Origin of the sequence: Streptomyces sp. WY228, assembly GCF_019287315.1 — a bacterium.
Classification (GTDB): Bacteria; Actinomycetota; Actinomycetes; order Streptomycetales; family Streptomycetaceae; genus Streptomyces; species Streptomyces caviscabies.
This window is the reverse complement of sequence record NZ_CP079114.1, coordinates 3499830-3520339: the sequence shown is the minus strand read 5'-3', so window position 1 is coordinate 3520339 and position 20510 is coordinate 3499830. Positions and strand designations below refer to the sequence as shown.

Below are 20510 nucleotides of genomic sequence, written 5' to 3'. Positions count from 1 at the left end.
CGCCCCCTGCGCTGCTTTCTGACGACCCGTCGGCAACTGCGTCCGGTGCTGCCCGCCGTCCTCGGCGGTGCCGTCACCAACGGTCGGCACACAGGGGAGCACCGCACATGATCGGTACGGCCGGCGAAACCGGGGCGGACACTTACGGCAGTGCCGACGCGGGCCACGGGGGCGCTGAGGGCCTGCCGTTGAGCCCGGCGCAGGAACGCCTCTGGTTCCTCCACCAGTTGGAGCCCGACGACGCCTCGTACAACATCCCGCTCGTGCTCCGGCTGACCGGTGCGCTCTCCGAACCGGCGCTGCGCGCCGCGTTCGACGGGACCGCCGCCCGGCACGAGGCCCTGCGCACCCGGTTCCCGGACCTGGACGGCCGACCCGCCGCGCTGGTCGAGCCGCCCGCGCCTGTGCGCGTCGAGAGCATCGACCTGCGCGACCGCCCCACGGACGCGGCCCGGCTGCTGGCGGAGCGGACCAACGCCGCCTTCGACCTCGCGCGGGGCCCGCTGCTGCGGGTGAGCCTGCTGCGTACGGACGAGGACGAGCACCTGCTGTGCCTGGTCCTCCACCACATCGTCGCCGACGGCTGGTCGCTGAACCTGCTGCGCGCCGAGCTGGCCACCCGCTACGCCGCGCACCTCGAAGGCCGCGCCGTCGCTCTGCCCGAGCTGCTTCCGTACACCGCGTACGCCCGCGGGGAACGCGAGTTCGCCGAGGGCGGCGAGGGTTCCGACGCGGAGGCCGCGCTCGCCCACTGGCGCGAGCGGCTCGCGGGCGCGCCGGTGCTCGATCTGCGGCCGACGGTGGCGGAGGGGGCCGGGGCTTCCGGCGGGGCGTTCCACACCCGGCGGATCGCCGGGGCGGGCGCGGCGGTCGACGCACTGGCCCGGCAGAAGCGGTGCACGCCGTTCATGGTGCTGCTCGCCGCCTACCAGGTGCTGCTGCACCGCTGGACCCGGCAGGACGACTTCTGCGTCGGAGTGCCGGCGGCCGGTCGCAATGATCCCGAACTCGAAGAGCTGATCGGCTACTTCTCCACCACGCTCGTGCTGCGGGCCGAGCTTTCCGGTTCGCCGACCTTCGGTGAGCTCCTGCGGCGCGTCCGCCGGTCCGCGCTGGCCGGATTCACCCACGACCGCGTGCCGTTCGAGCGGCTCATCGACGAGCTGGGCATCGAGCGCCGCCTCGGCGTCAGCCCGCTCTTCCAGACCCTGCTGACCGTCCACACCCAGGACGAACAGCCAAGCGCTGAGCGGGATTTCGCCGGGCTGCGATGTGCCGACGCCGACGGCGGTCACGCGGCCGGGAAGTTCGAGGTGATGCTCGACCTGCGCCGCGAGGGCGACGACCTGATCGCGGTGTTCGGCTACCGCACCGACCTCTACGACGACGCCTGGGCCACCCGGTTCGCCCGGCACTTCGAGACGCTGCTGCGCGGTGCGCTGGCCGACCCGGACGCGCCGGTGTCCGAACTGCCGCTCCTCGCACGGTCCGAGGTGGACGAGCTGCTGGCCCTGGGCACCGGCGCGGAGGTGCCGGCAGCCGACACGGAGGCGCTGCCCGCCGTCCTGGGCCGCGCGGCCGAGACGTACGGCGACCGCACGGCGGTGCGCGACGCGTCCGGCGAGCTGTCGGGAGAGCAGTCGGGAGAGCTGACGTACCGGGGGCTGTGGACGGCGGCCGGGGCGCTCGCGGTGCGGCTGCGGGAGGCGGGCGTACGGCGCGGGGACACCGTCGGCGTGCTGCTGCCGCGCGGTACGCGGGCGGTCACCGCGATGCTGGCCGCCTGGCGGGCGGGCGCGGCCTATCTGCCGCTGGACCCCGCCTATCCGGCGGCCCGCCTGGAGTTCATGGTCGCGGACACCGGCGTACGCGTGGTCGTGGCGGACCCGGACGAGACCGGGAACGGGGCCGGGGCCGGGGTCATGGGCGACGGCCTCGCCGAGCGGGTCACCGTGCTCGCGCCGGGCGGCCCGGACGGAACCGGTGTGCCCGACGCGCGCTGGGAGGCGGGCCCGGACGACCCGGCGTACGTCATCCACACCTCCGGCTCCACCGGAACGCCCAAGGGCGTCGTCGTCCCGCACCGCGCGCTGGCCGCCCGGGTCGGCTGGATGCGGGAGAACTACGGCATCACGGCGGACGACGAGGTGCTCCAGTTCGCCTCCCTGAGCTTCGACACCCACGCCGAGGAGATCTACCCGGCGCTCACCGCCGGGGCCCGCCTGGTCGTGGCCGGATCCGACAGCACCCTCCCGGACCACCTCCGGCTCGCCGCCGCCGGTGACGGCCGTGGACCGACCGTCCTGGACCTGCCCACGCCGTACTGGCACGAGCTCGTCGACGACCTCGACGCGCTGCCCCGGCCGCCGGGCCTGCGGCTGCTGATCCTCGGCGCGGACCAGGTGCAGCAGCGCGCGGTCGCCGCCTGGCGGGCCCGCTTCGGCGACACCGTGCGGGTGGTCAACTCCTACGGACCCACCGAGACCACCGTCATCGCCGCCACCGCCGAACTCGGCCGCGCCGACGCGATCCACCGCCCGCCCATCGGCAGCCCGGTCGGCGGCACCACGCTCACCGTCTGCGACGCGCTGGGCCGGCTCATGCCGTACGGAGCGCCCGGCGAACTCCTCGTGGGCGGCGCGGGGGTGACGTACGGCTACGGCGGCGGGCCCGGGGCCACCGCGCGGGCCTTCGTGCCCGATCCGTACGGCCCGCCGGGCGCACGCCGCTACCGCACCGGCGACCTGGTCCGGTGGCGGGCGGACGGACGGCTGGAGTTCCTCGGCCGCATCGACGACCAGGTCAAGGTGCGCGGCTTCCGCGTCGAGCCCGGCGAGGTGGAGACCGCGCTGCTGGCCCTGGACGGAGTCGGCCGGGCCGTGGTGACCGTACGGGACGAGGCGCTGGTCGGGTATGTGGTGCCGGAGCGGGAGGGCGGTGAGCGTCCGGAGGCACCGGCAGGCGGCGGCAGCCGTCCCGAAGGCCGCAGTCCTGAAGACAGCCGTCCGGAAGGCAGCCGTTCCGAAGGCCGCAGTCCCGAAGCCTCGGGAAGCGGTGGGCAGCGGCTCACGGCGGGGGCTCTGCGCGCCGCGCTGGCCGCCGTGCTCCCCGCCCACCTGGTCCCGAACTCCCTGGTCGTCCTGGACAGCCTGCCGCTGACGCCGAACGGCAAGGTGGACCGCCGCGCCCTGCCAGCGCCCGAGCAGCGGCCCGACCTCGGACCCGGTTACGTGGCCCCGCGCACCGATGCGGAGGGGCTCGTCGCCGAGGTGTGGACCGAGGTGCTGGGCCTGGACCGGGTCGGCGCGCTGGACGACTTCTTCGACCTCGGCGGCCACTCGCTCCTGGCCACCCGCGTCGTCGCCCGGATCCGGGCGGCCGCCGGTCTGTCGGTGCCGCTGCGGGCGCTGTTCGCCCACCGCACCGTCGAGGCGTTCGCGGTCGCGGTGGAGGACCTGCTGCTGGCGGAGATCGAAGCGCTGTCCGACGAGGACGCCGAGCAGCTGCTCGCGGCCGAGTCCGGCCCGGAGAGAAACGGAACGACCACGGCATGAGCAGCACCGAGGCACGCCCGACGGACGGCACCCGGGACGGCGACGCGAGCGACAGCGCCGACGGCACCGGAACCGCCGGTGGAAGCGACAGCCGGGAAAGGAGCAGCGCCGCGAGACCCGGCGGCAGGTCCGCCGCCGCCGCCCCGCTCTCCGACGCCAAGCGCGCCCTGCTCGCCCAGCGGCTGCGCGGCCGCGCCCGCCCGGCGCAGGCCGTGCCGAGACGTCCCGAATCCACCGTGCCGCCGCTCTCCTTCGCACAGGAACGCCTGTGGTTCATGGAGCAGTTCGCGCCCGGCACCGCCGCGTACAACATCCCGGTCGCCCGCCGGCTGCGCGGCCCGCTGGACCGCCCCGCCCTGCAACGGGCCCTCGACGCCGTGATCGCCCGCCACGAGACGCTGCGCTCCCGCTATCCGGCCACCGACGACGGCCGCCCGGTCCTGGAGATCGCCGCACCCGCCCCCTTCGGCCTGCGCACCGCCGAAGCGGACGACGAGGAGCACGCGGCCCGGCTCGTCGACGAGCTGGGAGCCCTGCCCTTCGACCTGGTCACCGGCCCGCTGATCAACGGCCTGCTGGTCCGCATCGCCGACGACGACCATGTGCTCCTCCTCGTCGTGCACCACAGCGTCAGCGACGGCTGGTCCAGCGAAGTGCTGGTCTCCGAGGTGCTGCGCGGCTACACCGCGTACGCGACCGGCGGACCGGATCCGCTCGTCGAACTGCCCGTCCAGTACGGCGATTTCGCGCTCTGGCAGCGCGACCGGCTGACCGGCGGCCGGCTGGCCGAGGAAGTCGCCTACTGGGCCGGTGAACTCTCCGGCGTCCGGCCGCTGGAGCTGCCGACGGCCCGGCCGCGACCCGAGCGCCAGACCTTCGACGGCGCGGGGTTCGGCTTCGACGTCGACCGTGACCTCCTCGACCGGCTCACCGTCCTCGGCAAGCAGCACGGCGCGACCGTGCACATGGTGCTCCTCGCCGCGTTCCAGCTGGTGCTGTCCCGCTTCTCCGGGCAGCGGGACTTCGCCGTCGGCTCGCCGGTGGCCGGACGCCCGGAGCCCGAACTCGAAGGGCTCGTCGGGATGTTCGTCAACGTCCTGGCGCTGCGGGCCCGACTCGACGGCGACCCGGCCTTCACCGAACTCCTCGCCCGGACCCGGGAGACCTGCCTGGAGGCGTACGCCCACCAGGAGCTGCCGTTCGCCCAGCTGGTGTCCGAACTGAACGTCGAACGGGACGTGACGCGTTCACCGGTGTTCCAGGCGGTACTGGCGATCCAGAACTACGCCTCGGCCGCCCCGCAGGAAGAACTCGCCCTGGACATCGAGCCGTTCGGGCTGCGCGCCGCAGGCACCCGGTTCGACCTGGAACTCTTCCTGATGGAGTGGCCCGGCGGGCTGCGCGGTGCGTTCAACTACAACACCGACCTCTTCGACGAGTCCGGCATCGCCCGGATCGCCGACAGCCTCGACCGCCTGCTGCACGCCGTCGCCGACCGGCCCGACCTGCCCGTCTCCGCGCACGACCTCCTGGATCCCGTCGAGCGGACCCGGATGCTCGACACGTGGAACGACACGGCCGTCGCCCTCCCGGACGACGCGACCCTGACCGGCCTCGTCGCCGCGCAGACCGCCCGGACGCCGGACGCCGTCGCCGTGGACTTCGGCGGCGAGACGCTGACGTACGCCGAACTGGACCGGGCCGCCGGGCGGATCGCGCGGCGGCTGGCCCGCGAGGGCGTCGGCCCCGGAAGCCTGGTGGCGGTCAGCGCCGAGCGCTCGCTCGACCTGCTCCCGGGCCTCCTCGGCGTCCTCAGGACCGGTGCCGCCTACACCCCGCTGGACCCCGAATACCCTGCCGAGCGGCTGGCGTTCATGCTCGCGGACAGCGGTGCGGAGGTGCTCCTCACCCAGCGCCGGACGCCGGTGCCCGAGGGGTGCGCGGCGCGCGTCCTGCTGCTGGACGATCCGGCGGAGTGGGACGGCGGCGACGACGACGGCGAGCCCGGCGGCGACGGCGTACGCCTGGTGGGTCCGGCCGCCGACGACCTCGCGTACATGATCTACACCTCCGGCTCCACCGGCCGCCCCAAGGGTGTGCCCAACACTCACCGGGCCATCGCCAACAGGCTGCTGTGGATGGCCCGTACGTACGGCCTCACGCCCGCCGACGCCGTCCTCCAGAAGACGCCGACCGGCTTCGACGTCTCCGTCTGGGAACTGTTCCTGCCGCTGATCACCGGGGCCCGGCTGGTCGTCGCGCAGCCCGGCGGGCACAAGGACGCCGCGCATCTGCGCGACACCATCGCCGAACACGGCGTCACCGTCGCGCACTTCGTGCCCGCCATGCTCGACGTGTTCCTCGCCGAGGACGACGTGGAGCGCTGCACCACCCTGCGCCGGGTCGTGTGCAGCGGCGAGGAGCTGGCCCCGCACACCGCCCGCGCGTTCACCGTCCGGCTGCCGCACTGCGCGCTCGCCAACCTGTACGGGCCGACCGAGGCGGCCGTCGACGTGACCAGCTGGGAGTGCGCGGGCGACCTCGCCGTCGTGCCGATCGGCGCACCGGTCGACAACACCAGGCTGTACGTCCTCGACGCCGACCTGTGCCCCGTCCCCGTCGGCACGCCCGGCGAGCTCCACATCGGCGGCGTCCAGGTCTCCGTCGGCTACCACCGCCGCCCCGGCCTGACCGCCGCCCGCTATGTCCCCGACCCCTTCGGCCCGCCCGGCGCCCGCCTCTACCGCACCGGAGACCTGGCCCGGTGGCGGGCGGACGGGCAGCTGGAGCACCTGGGCCGGATCGACCAGCAGGTCAAGATCCGGGGGCTGCGCATCGAGCCCGGCGAGATCGAGGCCGCGCTCCGCGCCGAGGAGGGCATCGCCGCCGCGGCCGTGATCGTCCGCGAGGACACCCCGGGCGACAAGCGCCTGGTGGCGTACGTGGTGCGCGCAGCGGACCCGGACACCGGCCCGGAGACGGCGGGCGGCCCGGGCGTGGACACCGCACCCGAAGCCGACCCCGCCCTCCTGCGCACCGCCCTGCGCCGCACGCTCCCCGACTACATGGTCCCGGCTGCCTTCGTCACCCTCGACGTCCTCCCGCTCACCCCCAACGGCAAGCTCGACCGCCGCGCCCTGCCCGCGCCGCAGGCCCGCCGTACCGGTGGCGCGATGGCCGCGCCGGAGACCGCCGCCCAGCAGGTGCTGGCCGAGATCTGGGCCGAGATCCTGAACCTGCCCGAGGTCGGCGTCGATGACGACTTCTTCGACCTCGGCGGCCACTCGCTGCTCGCCACCCAGGTCATCGCCCGTGCCCGCAAACGGCTGCCGGAGGCCGGTGCGCGGCCGGTCAGCGTCATGGACCTGTTCACCTCCCGTACGGTCCGTGAACTCGCCGCCCTGGCCGACCTGGACGAGTCCGAACGCGGCCCGCGCCACCTGCTCCACCGGCTCACCCGCCCCACACCGCCCGCCGACCGGACCCTCTCCTTCGTCTGCGTCCCGTACGGCGGCGGCAGCGCGGTCGTCTACCAGCCGGTCGCCGACGAACTGCCCGCCGGATACGACCTGTGGTCCGTGGCCATCCCAGGCCACGACATGGGCGTCACCGAGGAACACCTGGCCTTCGACGTACTGGCCCGGATGATCGCCGACGAGATACGCGAACGGGTCGACGGACCGGTCGCGCTGTACGGGCACTGCGCCGTCGGCAGCGCGCTGACCGTCGCCGTCGCCCGGCTCCTCGAAGCGGCGGACCGCGAGGTGGAGGCGGTCTACATCGGGGCGCAGTTCCCGTTCGCCCGGCCGCGCGGCCGGGTGCTGGGCCTGCTGAGCCGCATCTCCGCGCTCGACCCGCTGCTCAGCGACCGCGTCTACTTCACCTGGCTGCGCTCCATGGGGGCCGAGGTCGGCGACCTCGACGAAGCCCAGATGAAGTTCATGATCGGCAACATGCGCGCCGACTCCCGGGCGGCGGAGGAGTACTTCACCGAGGTGCTGGCCGAGGTCGAGGCGGGCGGTGCGCTGCTGAGGGCCCCGGTGATCTCGGTGATCGGCAACCGCGACCCGGCGACCGACTTCCATCAGGAGCGTTACCGCGAGTGGCAGATGCTCGCGGAGCGCTCGGCGCTGGCGGTCCTGGACGAGGGAGGCCACTTCTTCCTCAAGTACCGGGCCGGGGAGCTCGCCGAGATCGTCACGCGCACGCACGCGGCGGTCGCGGCCGGTCCGGAGGCGGTACGGGAGCTGCCGCAGGAGGCGGACGACGGGTCGTGGTGGTTCCACGAGGTGAGCGGGAAGGGCGGGGGCCGGACCGATGAGCGGTCCGAGACCGCCGGCACGGCGCACGAGACCGGGCGGACCGGGCAGACCGAGCAGAACGGTCGGACCGGGGAATTCGGGGAGACCGGGGAGATCGAGGAGACCGAGCAGGTCGAGCGCTCCGGGCGGGCCGCCGACGCCGGGCCGCCGCCCGGCATGGGCCGCTTCCTGGCCGTCGCCTTCGGCCAGCTGCTCTCCATCACCGGATCCGCGCTCACCGAGTTCGCGCTGCCGGTGTGGATCTACATGGAGACCGGCTCGATGGGCAAGTACGCCCTCTACGCCGTCATCGGCATGCTGCCCGGCATCCTCGTCGGACCGCTGGCCGGAGCCGTTGTCGACCGCTTGGACCGCCGCCGGGTCATGCTGACGAGCGACGTGGTCGCCGGCTCGACCCAGGCGGCGCTGCTGACGCTCCTGCTGAGCGGCAACCTCGCCTCCTGGCACATCTACGTCCTGCTCGGGCTGCTGTCGGTCGCGCTCACCTTCCAACGGCTCGCGTACGCCTCCTCCGTACCGCAGCTGGTGCCCAAGCAGTACCTCGGCCACGCCAACGGCATTACGCAAATGGCCTTCGGCTTCGCACAGTTCATCGTTCCGCTGGCGGCGGTGGCGCTGATGGCCGGGATCGGACTGAAGGGCATCCTCATCCTCGACGTCGTCAGCTACACCATCGCCATCGGTGTGCTGTCGTTCGTGAAGTTCCCGAAGACGCTGCCGTGGACGCGGCGGGAGTCGCTGGTCGCGGAGATCAAGCACGGCTTCGCCCACTCCTGGCGCAACCGGGGCTTCCGGGCCATGCTCCTGTGGTTCGCGGCGCTGAACATCTTCCTGTCTCCGCTGTTCCTGCTGGTCACGCCCTTGGTGCTGTCGTTCGACTCGCTGGAGGCGGTGGCCCGGATCTCGGTGGCCGGCGGGGCGGGCGCGATCCTCGGCGGTATCGCGATGGGCTTCTGGGGCGGCCCGAAGCGCAACCGGATGCGCGGCATGCTGGGCCTGGCCGGGCTGCTCGCGCTGGCCTGCGCGCTGGTCGGGGTCCGGGCGGACCTGTGGATCATCGGTGTCGGCGCGTTCGGGATGTCCTGTGCGCTGTCGATGGTGAACGGCGTCTACACGACGATCGTCCAGATCAAGGTCCCGCAGCGGTTCCACGGCCGGGTGTTCGCGCTGAACACGCTGGTCGCCTGGTCCACCCTGCCGATCGGGCACGGGATCATCGCGCCGGTGGGCTCGTCGGTCTTCGGCCCGATGTTCGAGGACGGCGGCTCGCTGACCTCGACGGTCGGAGCCCTCATCGGTACGGGGCCGGGGCGCGGGATCGGCTTCATGTACCTGCTGTTCGGCGCGGCGATGCTGGCCCTGGTGGTGATCGGCCTCCGGCTGCCGGTGCTGGCCCGCTTCGACCTCGACGTCCCGGACGCGTTGCCGGACGACCTGGTCGGCATCCAGGAACGCGAACGCCGGGTGAGGGAGGCGCGGGAGTCGCGGAAACTGCTGGACACGCACTCCGCACAGGACACGCACTCCGCACAGGACACGCAGGACTCCAAGGTCATCCTGGAGGACGCCCGATGACCACCGCCCCGCGCCCGGCCGGGAGTTCGTCCAGGCCCCCGGCCGGGCGTCCGGCCTCCCGGGCCGCCGCCACAGCCGCCGCCCCGCGCAGCCTTCCCGTCCTGCTCGGCCACCGGGCCGCCGTCGACCCCGGCCGCACCGCGCTGATCTGCGGCCCCCGCACCCTGACCTTCGGCGCGTGGCACGAGCGGGCCGAGGCGCTCGCCGCCGGGCTGCGGAGCCGGGGCCTCGGGCCCGGGGCGCGGGTCGTGCTCCGCTACGGCGGCGGCGACTGGGTCGCGTACGCCGTCGCGTACTGCGGTGTCCTGCGCGCCGGTTGCGTCGCCGTACCGCTCTCGGACCGGCAGGCCCCGGCGACCGCCGCCCACGTCCTCGCGGACAGCGGGGCCACCGCCGTACTGCACCCGGCCGGGGCGGATCTGCCCTCCGGTCTGCTCCCGCCAGGAGTGTGGTCGGCCACGACGGAGGAGATCGAGGCGGCGGAAGCAGCGCCGCCCGGCCCGGGCCCGCTCGCCGACCCCGACCCCGCCGCCCTGGCCCAGATCCTCTACACCTCCGGCACCACCGGCAGGCCCAAGGGCGTCACCGCCACCCACGGCAATCTGGCGTACGGCTGCACGCTCGACGAACGCCGCCGTCCGCTCCGGCACTCCCGCCACTTCCTGCACGCCTTCCCCGTCGGCACCAACGCGGGGCAGACGATGCTGGTCAACGCCCTCGACTCCGGCGCCACCGCCGTGGCCGCACCGCAGTTCACCCCGGGCCGGTTCGCGCGGCTCATCGAGGAGTACGAGGTCGGCAGCGTGTTCCTCGTGCCGGCGATGGCCATCGAACTGCTCGGCTCCGAGGCCGCCCGCCGGTACGCCACCGAAAGCGTCCGGCTCGTCGGCTCGACCGCCGCCGCCCTCCCCGGGCCCGTCGCGCTCGGCCTCGCCCGCGCCTTCCCGCGCGCCCAGGTCGTCAACTACTACACCTCCACCGAGGCCGCCCCCGCCCAGATCACCCTGCTCTTCGACCCCGACCGCCCCGACTCGCCGGGCCGCCCCGCCTCCCTGCGCGACCTGCGGATCACCGCCCCCGACGGGACTCCGCTGCCGCCCGGCGAACCGGGCGAGGTCCGGCTCCGCATCCCGGCCGCACCCCGCGCCTACCTCGGCGAGGACGCCGCACGGTCGGAGGTATTCCAGGGGCACTGGGTGCGGATGGGCGACCTCGGGCGGCTGGACGAGGACGGGTATCTGCATCTGCTCGACCGCGAGCGGGACGTCATCAAGTCCGGTGCGTACAAGGTCTCCACGCTCCAGGTGGAGGAGGCGCTGCACGCTCATCCGGCGGTGGCGGACGCGGCGGCGTTCGGTGTTCCGCACCCCGTCCTGGGTGCGGTCGTCGCCGCCGTGGTCGTGCCGCGCGGTGAGCTGACCGTGCCGCAGCTGCGGACCTTCCTGCTCGACCGGCTGGCGGCCCACGAACTCCCGGCCCGCCTGCTGTTCCGCCCCTTCCTGCCGCGCAACGAGGGCGGCAAGATCCTCAAGCGCGAGCTGCGCCTGCTCCTGGACGACGAGGCCCTGCGATGACGAACACGACGACGTCCCCCTCTCCTTCCGTTTCCGCTTCCTCTTCTTCTCCCGAACTCGCCCTCGGCCCGGCCCAGCACGGGATGTGGGTCACCGAACAGGTGCTGCGGCCCGGTTCCGCGCACCACCTCGCGGTGACCGCGCGGTTCGCCGTACCGCCCGATCCGGCCGCGCTGGACGCAGGCTGCGCCCGCCTGCTCGCACGGCATCCGGTGCTGGCGTCGCGGCTGGACCCTGAGGGCCCCGCGCTCGCCCCGGCCACCGGCCTCGCGCCGGAACTCCGCCGGCTGACGTGCGCGGCGGACGAACTCGACGCGCTCCTCGCGGAGGAGAGCGCCCGGCCCTTCGACCTGGCCGCAGGTCCGCTCGTACGGTTCGCGCTCGTGACGGCCGGGGACGCCGGACCGGTGCTGCACGCCGTGGCTCACCACCTGGTGTTCGACGGTATGTCGAAGGACGTCCTGCTCGCGGAGATCCTCGGCGCGGAGACGACCGCCGGCCTGCCGCCGGACGGGCCCGCCGAGCCGACGGCCGAAGAGGCTGCCGCAGCAGGGGAGTTCTGGACCGGCCGCTGGTCCGACCCGGCCGTGCCCGTGCTCCCCGGCCTCCCGTCCTCCGTACGCGACACCACCGCTCCGGCACCGGGCTCCGCCGTCCCGTTCACGCTCGACGGCCCGCTCCACGCCCGTATCACCGACACCGCGCGGTCGCTCGGCGTCACCCGCTTCGAACTGCTCCTGGCGCTCTGGCACACGCTGCTGTTCCGCTACGGCGACCGTGCGCCCGTCACCGCGCTGGAACTCTCCACCAGACGCCCGGGCAGCCCCGACCACATCGGCCTGTACGTCAACGAGCTGCCCCTCTTCAGCCGCCCCGCCCCGGACCGGCCGTTCGCCGACTTCACCCGGGACGTCCGCGCCGAGCTGCGGGCCCTCTATGCCCACCGCACGGTCCCGCTCGGCCGTGCCGTGCGCGGCGGCCTCACCCCGCGCACCGCGCTCACCCCGCTCTCGGTCAGCTACCGCCGCCGCACGGGCTGGGAGGCGCGGGAGGCACCGGACGTCGCCGTGGACTGGATCGGCTTCACGCACGCCGTCCGCAATCTGGCGCACCTCCAGCTCGTGGAGGGTCCGGACGGGGTGGACGGCTCGTTGCAGTACCGGACCGACGCCTTCGCGCCCGGCGCGCCCGCCCGGATCGTCGGCCACTTGCGCACCCTGCTCGACGCGGTGCTCACCGCACCGGACACCCGCCTCGCCGACCTGCCGCTGCTGGCGGGCGACGAGCTGGACCGGGCGCTGTACGCGGGCAACGGCACGCCCGCGGCCCGCCCGGAGGATGCCACGGTGTGGGCGATGTTCGCGGAACGGGCGGCGGCGGACCCGTCCGCCGTGGCCGTGGTCGCACCGGACGGAGCGGAGCTTTCCTACGGTGAACTCCACGCGGCCGCAAAGGCGTTCGCGGATCGGCTGGCCGCCGAGGGCATCGGGCCCGGTGATCTCGTGGGCGTCCAGGTGGCCCGGTCGGCGGGCGAACTGATCGCCGTACTCGGTACGTTGGCGGCGGGCGCGGCCTACGTACCGCTGGACCCCGGCTACCCGGCCGACCGGCTCGCCTTCGTCCGCGCGGACGCACGCCTGGCCGCCCTGGTCGTCGAAGGCCCCGCGCCGGACGGGCTGCCCGACGGCCTGCCGGTGCTGTCCCCGGAGCACGGGGAGTCCCGGGAGCACGTGGCGTCCCCGGAGCGACGAGGGGATTCCGCGCCGCCGCGCGGCCGGTCCGCCGCTCCGGCCGCCGAGGACCCCGCATACGTCCTCTACACCTCCGGCTCCACGGGCCGGCCCAAGGGCGTCGAGGTGCCGCACAGCGCGCTCGCCAACCTCATCGGCGCGCTGGCCGACCGGCTGGCTGCGGGGCCGCGGGACCGCTGGCTGGGGCTGACCTCGCTGTCTTTCGACATCTCCACCGTGGAACTGCTGCTGCCGCTGACCACCGGAGCCCGCGTCGTCCTCGTCCCGGAGGAGCGGCAGCGCGACGGCGCGGCGCTGCTGAAGCTGATCGAGGCCCATGACGTCACCCATGTCCAGGCCACGCCGAGCAGCTGGCGGCTGATGCTGGCCGCAGGTCTGCACCGCCCGGGTCTCGTCGGCCTGGCGGGAGGCGAGGCGCTGCCGGAGCCGCTGGCGGCCGAACTGGCGCGGTCCGTGGGCAGGTTGATCAACGTCTACGGGCCGACCGAGACCACTGTCTGGTCCACCCTGGCCGAGCTGACCCCCGGCGACCCGGTCACGATCGGCCGGCCGCTGGCCGCCACCCGGGCGTACGTCCTCGACGCGCACGGCCGACCCGTACCGGACGGCGTCCCCGGCGAACTGCACCTCGGCGGCGCGGGCTTGGCCCACGGCTACCGGGGCCGCCCCGGGCTGACCGCCCAGCGCTTCGTGCCGGACCCGTGGGGGCCGCCGGGCTCGCGGATGTACCGCACGGGCGACCTGGTGCGCCGACTGCCCGACGGGCGGCTGGAGTTCGCCGGACGCGTCGACACACAGATCAAGCTGCGCGGCCATCGCATCGAGCTGGGCGAGATCGAGGCCCGGCTCGTCGACCACCCTGCGGTCTCCCAGGCGGTGGTGGTCCTGGACCGCGCGGACGACGCCAAGGAGACCGGGGAGGCCCGGGAAGCCGGGGAGACCGAGGGGACCGGCCAGGACCGGCTGGTGGCGTACGTCGTCGGAGCCGGGCAGCAGGCCCCGGCCGCCGACGACCTCCGCGCCCACCTCGCCCGTACGCTTCCCGCCGCGATGACCCCCGCCACCTGGGTCCCGCTGCCCGCGCTGCCGCTCACCCCGAACGGCAAGGTGGACCGGGCCCGGCTGCCGCAGGCCCCGAGGACCCGGCCGGAGGCCGCCGCCGGGACCGGCGCGGTCGCCGCCGGGGGCGAGAAAGCCGGGACCGCCGCCGTGGTGCGCGACATCTGGCAGGAGGTGCTGCGGCTCGACGACATCGGCCCGGACGAGGACCTCTTCGACCTCGGCGGCCACTCGCTGACGATCACCGCCATCGCCGCCCGCATCCGCAAGCGGCTCGGCGTCGAGGTGCCCCTCGACGTCTTCTTCGACACCCCGACGCTCGCCGAGGTCTCGGCCGTGGTGAGCGAGCTCCAGCAGCAGGAGGAGAGCAGCGATGAGTGACGCAACCGCGTACCAGGTGGTTGTCAACGACGAGGAGCAGCACGCGCTGTGGCCCGCCAGGACCGATCCGCCGGTCGGCTGGCGGGCGGAGGGCTTCTCCGGGTCGGAGGAGGAGTGCATGGCCCATGTCGACCGGGTCTGGACGGACATCCGGCCGCTCGGCCTGCGCCGCCGTCTCGCGGAGCAGGGCCGGTGACGGCCCCGGCCGCCGCCGGGGCCGCGCTGCGGGCGCGGGTCGCCGGGCTGGTGTCCCGCGCCACCGACGGCGAGGTGACCGAGGCCGAACTGCTGGCCGAGGGGGTCTCGTTGACCGCTCTGGGGGTGACGTCGCTGGCGCTGCTCCGGCTGATCGACGCGGTGGAGGAGGAGTTCGGGATCTTCCTCGACCTCGACGGGCCGTTCCGCTTCCTGGACGACCTCGACGGCCTGGTCGGCCATCTCGCCGGGCTCGGCGCGGAGCCGGGCGGCGGCGACCATGGCTGAGCCCGCAGTGGCGGAGCCCATCGCCACCCTCGCCGGAGAGGCGATCTCCACCGAAGTGAGCTTCCGTGGTGAGCGGTCGGGGACGGCCCCGCTCACCTGGGGCCAGCGGGCCATCTGGCACGCGATCCGCCGCACCGCTCCGAACGACCACTACTTCAACATCGGCCGCGTCCTGCCGCTGGCCGACCGGGGCCGCCCCGCCACGGTCGCCGCGACGCTGGACGCGCTGGCCCGGCTGGTCGAGCGGCACGAGGCGTTGCGGACCCGGCTCGTGCCGGCGGCGGCGGACGGCGGGCCGTCGCAGTGGCTCGCGGACACCGGCTCGCTGCCCGTGACGATCGCCCCGGCCACCGGCCTCCCGGAGGCGGCGGCCAAGGCGGAAACGCTCCTCTACGGGCTGTCCGCCACCTGCTTCGACTACCCGGCCGAGTGGCCGCTGCGCGCCGCCCTGGTCACCGTCGGCGACCGGGTCACCCACGCCGTGCTGGTGCTGTGCCACCTCGCCGCCGACGGGCACGCCGCCGAGGTCCTCGTACGGGATCTGCGGCTGCTGGTCCGGCGCGGCTCGGCCGGGCGGCCGCCCGCCACCACCCCGCTGGACCTGGCGCGCGGCCAGCACGCCGAGGCCGGGCGGCGGCGCGGAGCGGCGGCCCTGGCGCACTGGGAGGCGGGCTTCCGGGCCGCGCCGCCGACGATGTTCCCCGAGCCGTGCGCGGAGCCCCGCAGCCCGCGCTTCTGGACCGGGCGGATCGTGTCGCCGGCCCTGGCCCGCGCGGTCGCGGCGGTCGCGGCCGCGCACCGGGTCAGCGGCTCCACCGTGCTGCTCACCGCGTCGGCCGCGCTGGTGGCCGCCGGGGAGGGGCACCGTACGGCGGCCGTGATGCCGATCGTCGGCAACCGCGCCGCCGAGGCCCTGCGCGATCTGGTCTCCACGCTGTCGCAGGACGGCCTGTTCGTCCTGGACCTGGCGGCGGCCGAAAGGAACACCGAGGAGAGGGACGGGGACAGATACGGGGACAGGGACGGGGAGGAGAAGGGGAACGAGGCGGCCCGGTTCACGGACCTCCTCCCCGCCGCCCACCGCGCGGCCCTGCGCGCCTACCGGGCCGCCGTGTACGACCCGGTGGAGTGGGACGCGCTCGGCGAGCGGCTGCGCGCGGAGTACGGGCGCGAGGTGCACCCGTACTGCTGCTTCAACGACATGCGCCTGGTCGAACGTCCCGTACCCGAAGGCCCCCGGCCGACCGCGCGAGTGCTGGCGGAGGCCCGGCGGCGGACCGCCTTCGGTTTCCCCGCCACCCAGGACCGGGTGGCGTGCCGCTACTGCCTGCACATCACCGAGGAGGGCGACGCGCTGGCGGTCTCGCTGACCGCCGACACCGCGTATCTCCCGCCGGAGGCGATCCGCGCGCACCTGTACGCGATGGAGGAGCTGATCGTCACGAGCGCGGCGGGCAGCCCTCCGCCGATCACGGACCTCCGCGCACTGCTGGAGTCGACGGAGGGGGACCGGCCGTGACCACCGGCGAACCGCTGCAGGCCTGGGCCGACCGGACCTCCTGCGTCCAGGGCGGCCGGCTCGCCTTCCATCTGACGGGGGCGGACCGCTCGACGGACGTCCGGGTCCGCGTCTTCGACGGGTTGAGCGACGAACTGCTCCTCACGGCCGCGGCGACCGGCTCCGACTGGACCCTGGACGTCCCGCCGGAGTGGCCCAGTTCACTCTGTCGCGCCGCCTTCGACGTACCGGGCGAGGACCGGCCGACGACCGACGAGGCCGAGCACGAGGTCTGGTTCGTCGTCCGGGCGGCCCGCCCGGGCACGGCCTCCCGGATCCTCGTCACGGTCCCGTTCGCCACCTGGCGGGCGTACACCCACGCCGGGCAGCCGCACCGGGGCCTCTACTACTCCGAGCAGCCCCACCGCGCCGCCCGGGTCTCCTTCGCCTCGCCCGGCGGCGGTCCGCCGCCCGAGCGCTGGGAGGAAGGGCTGCTGCGCTGGCTGCCGACGGCCGGATATCCGGTGGACCTCTGCTCCGGCCTGGACCTCCACGGCGGCGACGAACTCCTCTCCCACTACCGCCTGCTGGTCGTCAACGGCCATGACGAGTACTGGTCGTCGGAGATGCGCGACAGCGTCGAGGCGTTCGCGCGGCGCGGCGGCAACGTGGCCTTCTTCGCCGCGAACACCGCCTGGTGGCAGATGCGGCTGGAGGACGACGGCCGCACCATGGTCTGCCACCGGGACGCGCTCACCGACCCGATGACGGCGACCGACCCGCGCCGGACCACCGTCGAGTGGTCCAGCTCGCCCGTGGACCGCCCGGAGAACACGATGACCGGCCTCAGCTTCCGCCGGGGCGCGGGAGCCTGGGGCGAGGGCATGGCGGTGATGCGCAAGGACGCCTACACGGCCCGGTTCGCCGGGCATTGGGCCTTCGCCGGTACGGGGCTGGCGGACGGCGAACCCTTCGCGCGCGGCGCGCTCGGCTACGAGACCGACGCCTGCGACCTGGAGTGGACCGGCGATGTGCCGCGGGCGACGGGCACGGACGGGACACCGGGCTCGTTCGTCGTCCTCGCCACCGCGGATCTGCGGCACTGGCGGGAGTACGGGCAAGGCGGCGCGGCGACGATGGGCGTCTTCCGGCTCGGCGCGGGCACGGTGTTCAACGCGGGAACGATCAACTGGGGCAGCGTCCTGGCGGACGACCCGGTCGCGGACCGCATCACCCGCAACGTCCTGGACCGGCTCGGCGGAACGGCAGCCGGCGACGGCTGGGAGGCGGCCGGAGACCCGGACGACGTGCGTGCGCTGGCCGTCTGCGCGAACACCCTGTTCGGCGTCGACGGCCGGGGCCGGCTGCTGTGCCGGGAGCCGTCCGGGCAGAACCTGCCGTGGCGGCCGGTCGGGCACGCCCCCGGGGTGCGGGCGCTTGCCTCGGCGCGCGAGGCGTCCGGCGGGCTGCCGCTGGAGCTGTACGCGGCGACGGAGGACGGCCGGCTGCTGCGCCGCGCCCCGGTGCCGGGGCCGGTGACGGGCCCGGGGGAGTGGGCGGAGGCCGGGACGGTGCCGGCCGGCACGACCGCGCTCGCCCTCTGCGACGCGGGGATCTTCGCCGTGACCCCGCACGACGACCGGCTCCACCACCTCTCCGCGCTCGCGCTCGACGAGCCGTGGCAGGTGCTGGGGGACGCGGGCGGGGCGGTCGCGCTGACCACGCTGAACAGCAGACTCTGGGCGGTCACCGCCGACGGCCGGCTGCGCACCCGCCTCCCGGCGGGCCCGGCGGACGGCCCCGCCGCCTTCACGGACGCCGCGGTGCCGGGACCGCCCTCGGCAACCGGCCGCCCGGGCGGCTGCACGGGGCTCGCGGGCCGCGCCGGAAGTCTGTACGCGGCCGTAGCCGGGGGCCCGCTGCTGCTGTGCGCGCGGCCCGCCGTACCGCCCGGCTGATCGGCTTCCGGCACGACGCCGGGCCGCCCGCCGCCGTAGTGTGGACGGGGAGCAGGGCAGTGGGGGCGGGGAGGAAGCCGGACGTGGGTGCTGTGAAGAGCAAGCGGATGCCGCGCGCGGTGCGCGAGAAGCAGATGATGGACGCCGCGGTGCGGACCTTCGGGCAGCGCGGCTACCGGGCGGCCTCGATGGACGAGATCGCGGAGCTGGCGGGCGTCTCCAAGCCGTTGGTCTACCTGTACCTGAATTCCAAGGAAGAGCTGTTCTCCGCCTGCATCCGCCGGGAGGCGGCGGCCCTGCTGGAGGCGGTACGCGCCGGGGTCGAGCCGGGGCTGCCCGCCGACCGCCAACTGTGGTCGGGGCTGCGGGCGTTCTTCCTCCACACCGCCGAGAACCCGGACGGCTGGTCGGTCCTGCACCGCCAGGCCCGCTCGCACGGGGAGCCGTTCGTCAGCGAGGTCGGCTCCATGCGGGACGAGATCGTCGCGTTCGTGACGGGCCTGATCGGAGCCGCCGCCCGTGAGGCCCACAGCGACCCCGCCCTCGCGGACCGCGACGTGGCGGGCCTCGCCCAGGCCCTGGTGGGGGCCGCGGAGTCGCTGGCGGGCTGGGCCAACGACACCCCGGACGTCTCGGCGAAGGAGGCCGCGGCGACCCTGATGAACTTCGCCTGGGCGGGTCTGGAGAACCTGATGCACGCCAAGCCGTGGACGCCCCCGACGTCATAGGCACGTCATCAGGGGCTGGTTGAGTACGTGTACTCAAGGGGCGTCGGCCTGCGAGCCCCAGACTGGGGGCTCGAACCGACCCCCTAGGAGCAGGCGATGGCCGTCACCACCCCGATCCCCGCCCCGTCGCCGGCCGCGAGGCTGTCGCCGAGCCGCCGCCTGCCGGCCGCACTCGCCGTCGCGGTGACCGCGGCGCTCGTCGTGTCGAGGTTCGGAGCCGCCGACCCGACCACCTGGCTGCTGGAGACGGTGTGGGTGATGGCGGGCCTGCCGTTGATCATCCTGTTCCGTAACCGCTTCCCGCTGAGCGGCCTGCTCTGCGCGCTGCTGGCCGCCCACGCCCTGGTGCTCATCGTGGGCGGCCACTACACGTACGCGGAGGTGCCCGTCGGAGACTGGGTGCGCGACGGGCTCGGCTGGGAACGCAACCCCTACGACCGCTTCGGCCACCTCATGCAGGGCTTCGTCCCGGCGATCCTGGTACGTGAACTGCTCGTTCGCACCTCACCTCTGCGCGGCAGCCGCTGGCTCCCGGTGCTCACCGTCTGCGCCTGCCTGGCCTTCAGCGCCGTCTTCGAGATGCTGGAATGGCTGGCGGCCGTCACCGGCGGCGAGGCCGCGGACGCGTTCCTGGGAACGCAGGGGGACGTGTGGGACACCCAGTGGGACATGTTCTGCGCCCTGATCGGTGCCGTCTGCGCCCTGCTGTTCCTCAGCCGCCTCCACGACCGCTCCCTCACGCGTCCGGGCCTGAACAAGCAGGGGCGCGCCTAAGGCGTGTCGTCCAGGCCCGGACGGGTCACCGCCCCCACGAGGTGCACGCGCCCTTCGGCACCCCGCAGGGCGAAGGCGTTCCCGGCGGGGTCGGCGGCGTACGTCACGGTCGCGGGCAGCAGCACAGGGGCCTTGAAGTCGGCGCGTACGGAGCGGAGTTCGGCGGACTCTCCGGCCTCGGCCAGGCAGCGGGCGACCGTCCACATGCCGTGGGCGATGGCCCGGGGGAAGCCGAACAGCCGGGCGGTCAGCGGGTGCAGGTGGATCGGGTTGCGGTCGCCGGAGACGGCTCCGTACCGCCGCCCGAGATCGCCGGGCAGCCGCCACTCGGCGACGGCGGGCAGCTCCTCGGCGGCCGGGGGCGCGGGCGGTGGGGAAGGGGTCTCGCCCGTCGGCCGCCGGTGCCGGGACAGATAGCCGCTGCGGGACTCCCACACCAGCTCGCCGGCCACCCGCGCCTCGGTCACCATGGTGACCTCGGTCCCTCGCCGATGCGCGGTCAACTCACCCGCATACACGGTCAGTTCGAGAGCTTCGTCGACGCGTACGGTCCGGTGCGGGGTGATCTCGATCCAGGTGTGGACGAGCCCGAGCACCGGCAGCGGGAAGGCGCGCCCGGTCATCAGCCGCATGGTGAGCGGAAAGGCCAGGACATGCGGGTACGTGACCGGCAGCGGGCCGGACTCCGCGAACCCGCAGATCCGGGCGTACGCGGCGAGGGGCCCGGGCGCGACGGGTGCGGCCGGGCGGGTGAGGCGGCCCGGGGGCAGCGCGGCGTCCGCCCGCCCGGCGCGCTTGAACGGTGACGTGACGGCCCCGCGCACGAGCGAGGCGCTGAGTGAGGTCATCGGTC

The 20510-nt window shown here is 74.6% G+C and carries 11 protein-coding genes; 10 read left to right on the top strand and 1 reads right to left on the bottom strand.

Translation table 11 applies throughout. The features are described 5' to 3' along the window. Positions 1-107: 107 nt before the first annotated feature. From KV381_RS15230 to KV381_RS15185, 10 genes are all read left to right on the top strand, one after another. Positions 108-3554, top strand: a complete 3447-nt coding sequence (locus KV381_RS15230; protein ID WP_218785398.1) for a non-ribosomal peptide synthetase — start codon at positions 108-110, stop codon at positions 3552-3554. Continuing rightward, complete coding sequence (locus tag KV381_RS15225; RefSeq protein ID WP_218785397.1) at positions 3551-9451, top strand: non-ribosomal peptide synthetase/MFS transporter; 5901 nt, start codon at positions 3551-3553, stop codon at positions 9449-9451. Before KV381_RS15230 ends, KV381_RS15225 begins: the two co-directional genes overlap by 4 nt. Continuing rightward, positions 9448-11025, top strand: coding sequence for a class I adenylate-forming enzyme family protein (locus KV381_RS15220; protein ID WP_218785396.1), 1578 nt, complete (start codon positions 9448-9450; stop codon positions 11023-11025). Before KV381_RS15225 ends, KV381_RS15220 begins: the two co-directional genes overlap by 4 nt. After that, complete coding sequence (locus KV381_RS15215) at positions 11022-14216, top strand: non-ribosomal peptide synthetase (RefSeq protein WP_218785395.1); 3195 nt, start codon at positions 11022-11024, stop codon at positions 14214-14216. The genes KV381_RS15220 and KV381_RS15215 overlap by 4 nt, the downstream gene beginning before the upstream one ends. Next, positions 14209-14412, top strand: a complete 204-nt coding sequence (locus KV381_RS15210; protein ID WP_218785394.1) for an MbtH family NRPS accessory protein — start codon at positions 14209-14211, stop codon at positions 14410-14412. Before KV381_RS15215 ends, KV381_RS15210 begins: the two co-directional genes overlap by 8 nt. After that, positions 14409-14699, top strand: coding sequence for a phosphopantetheine-binding protein (locus tag KV381_RS15205; protein WP_030088165.1), 291 nt, complete (start codon positions 14409-14411; stop codon positions 14697-14699). Before KV381_RS15210 ends, KV381_RS15205 begins: the two co-directional genes overlap by 4 nt. Next, positions 14692-16218: a condensation domain-containing protein gene (locus tag KV381_RS15200; protein WP_218785393.1), complete on the top strand. Its 1527-nt coding sequence runs from the start codon at positions 14692-14694 to the stop codon at positions 16216-16218. The genes KV381_RS15205 and KV381_RS15200 overlap by 8 nt, the downstream gene beginning before the upstream one ends. Beyond that, on the top strand, positions 16215-18155 hold the full coding sequence (locus KV381_RS15195; RefSeq protein WP_218785392.1) for a N,N-dimethylformamidase beta subunit family domain-containing protein: 1941 nt from the start codon (positions 16215-16217) through the stop codon (positions 18153-18155). The genes KV381_RS15200 and KV381_RS15195 overlap by 4 nt, the downstream gene beginning before the upstream one ends. A gap of 83 nt (positions 18156-18238) precedes the next feature. Continuing rightward, positions 18239-18883: a TetR/AcrR family transcriptional regulator gene (locus KV381_RS15190; protein ID WP_030088171.1), complete on the top strand. Its 645-nt coding sequence runs from the start codon at positions 18239-18241 to the stop codon at positions 18881-18883. 96 nt (positions 18884-18979) lie between these two features. Beyond that, entirely contained in the window at positions 18980-19657 is a 678-nt protein-coding gene (locus tag KV381_RS15185) for a DUF2238 domain-containing protein (protein ID WP_086779728.1), read from the top strand. Here KV381_RS15185 and KV381_RS15180 read toward each other — a convergent pair. Beyond that, the gene (locus KV381_RS15180) at positions 19654-20505 is read right to left on the bottom strand and encodes a MaoC/PaaZ C-terminal domain-containing protein (RefSeq protein ID WP_218785391.1); all 852 of its coding nucleotides are present in this window, start codon (positions 20503-20505) and stop codon (positions 19654-19656) included. The genes KV381_RS15185 and KV381_RS15180 overlap by 4 nt on opposite strands. Between the last annotated feature and the right edge of the window lie 5 nt (positions 20506-20510).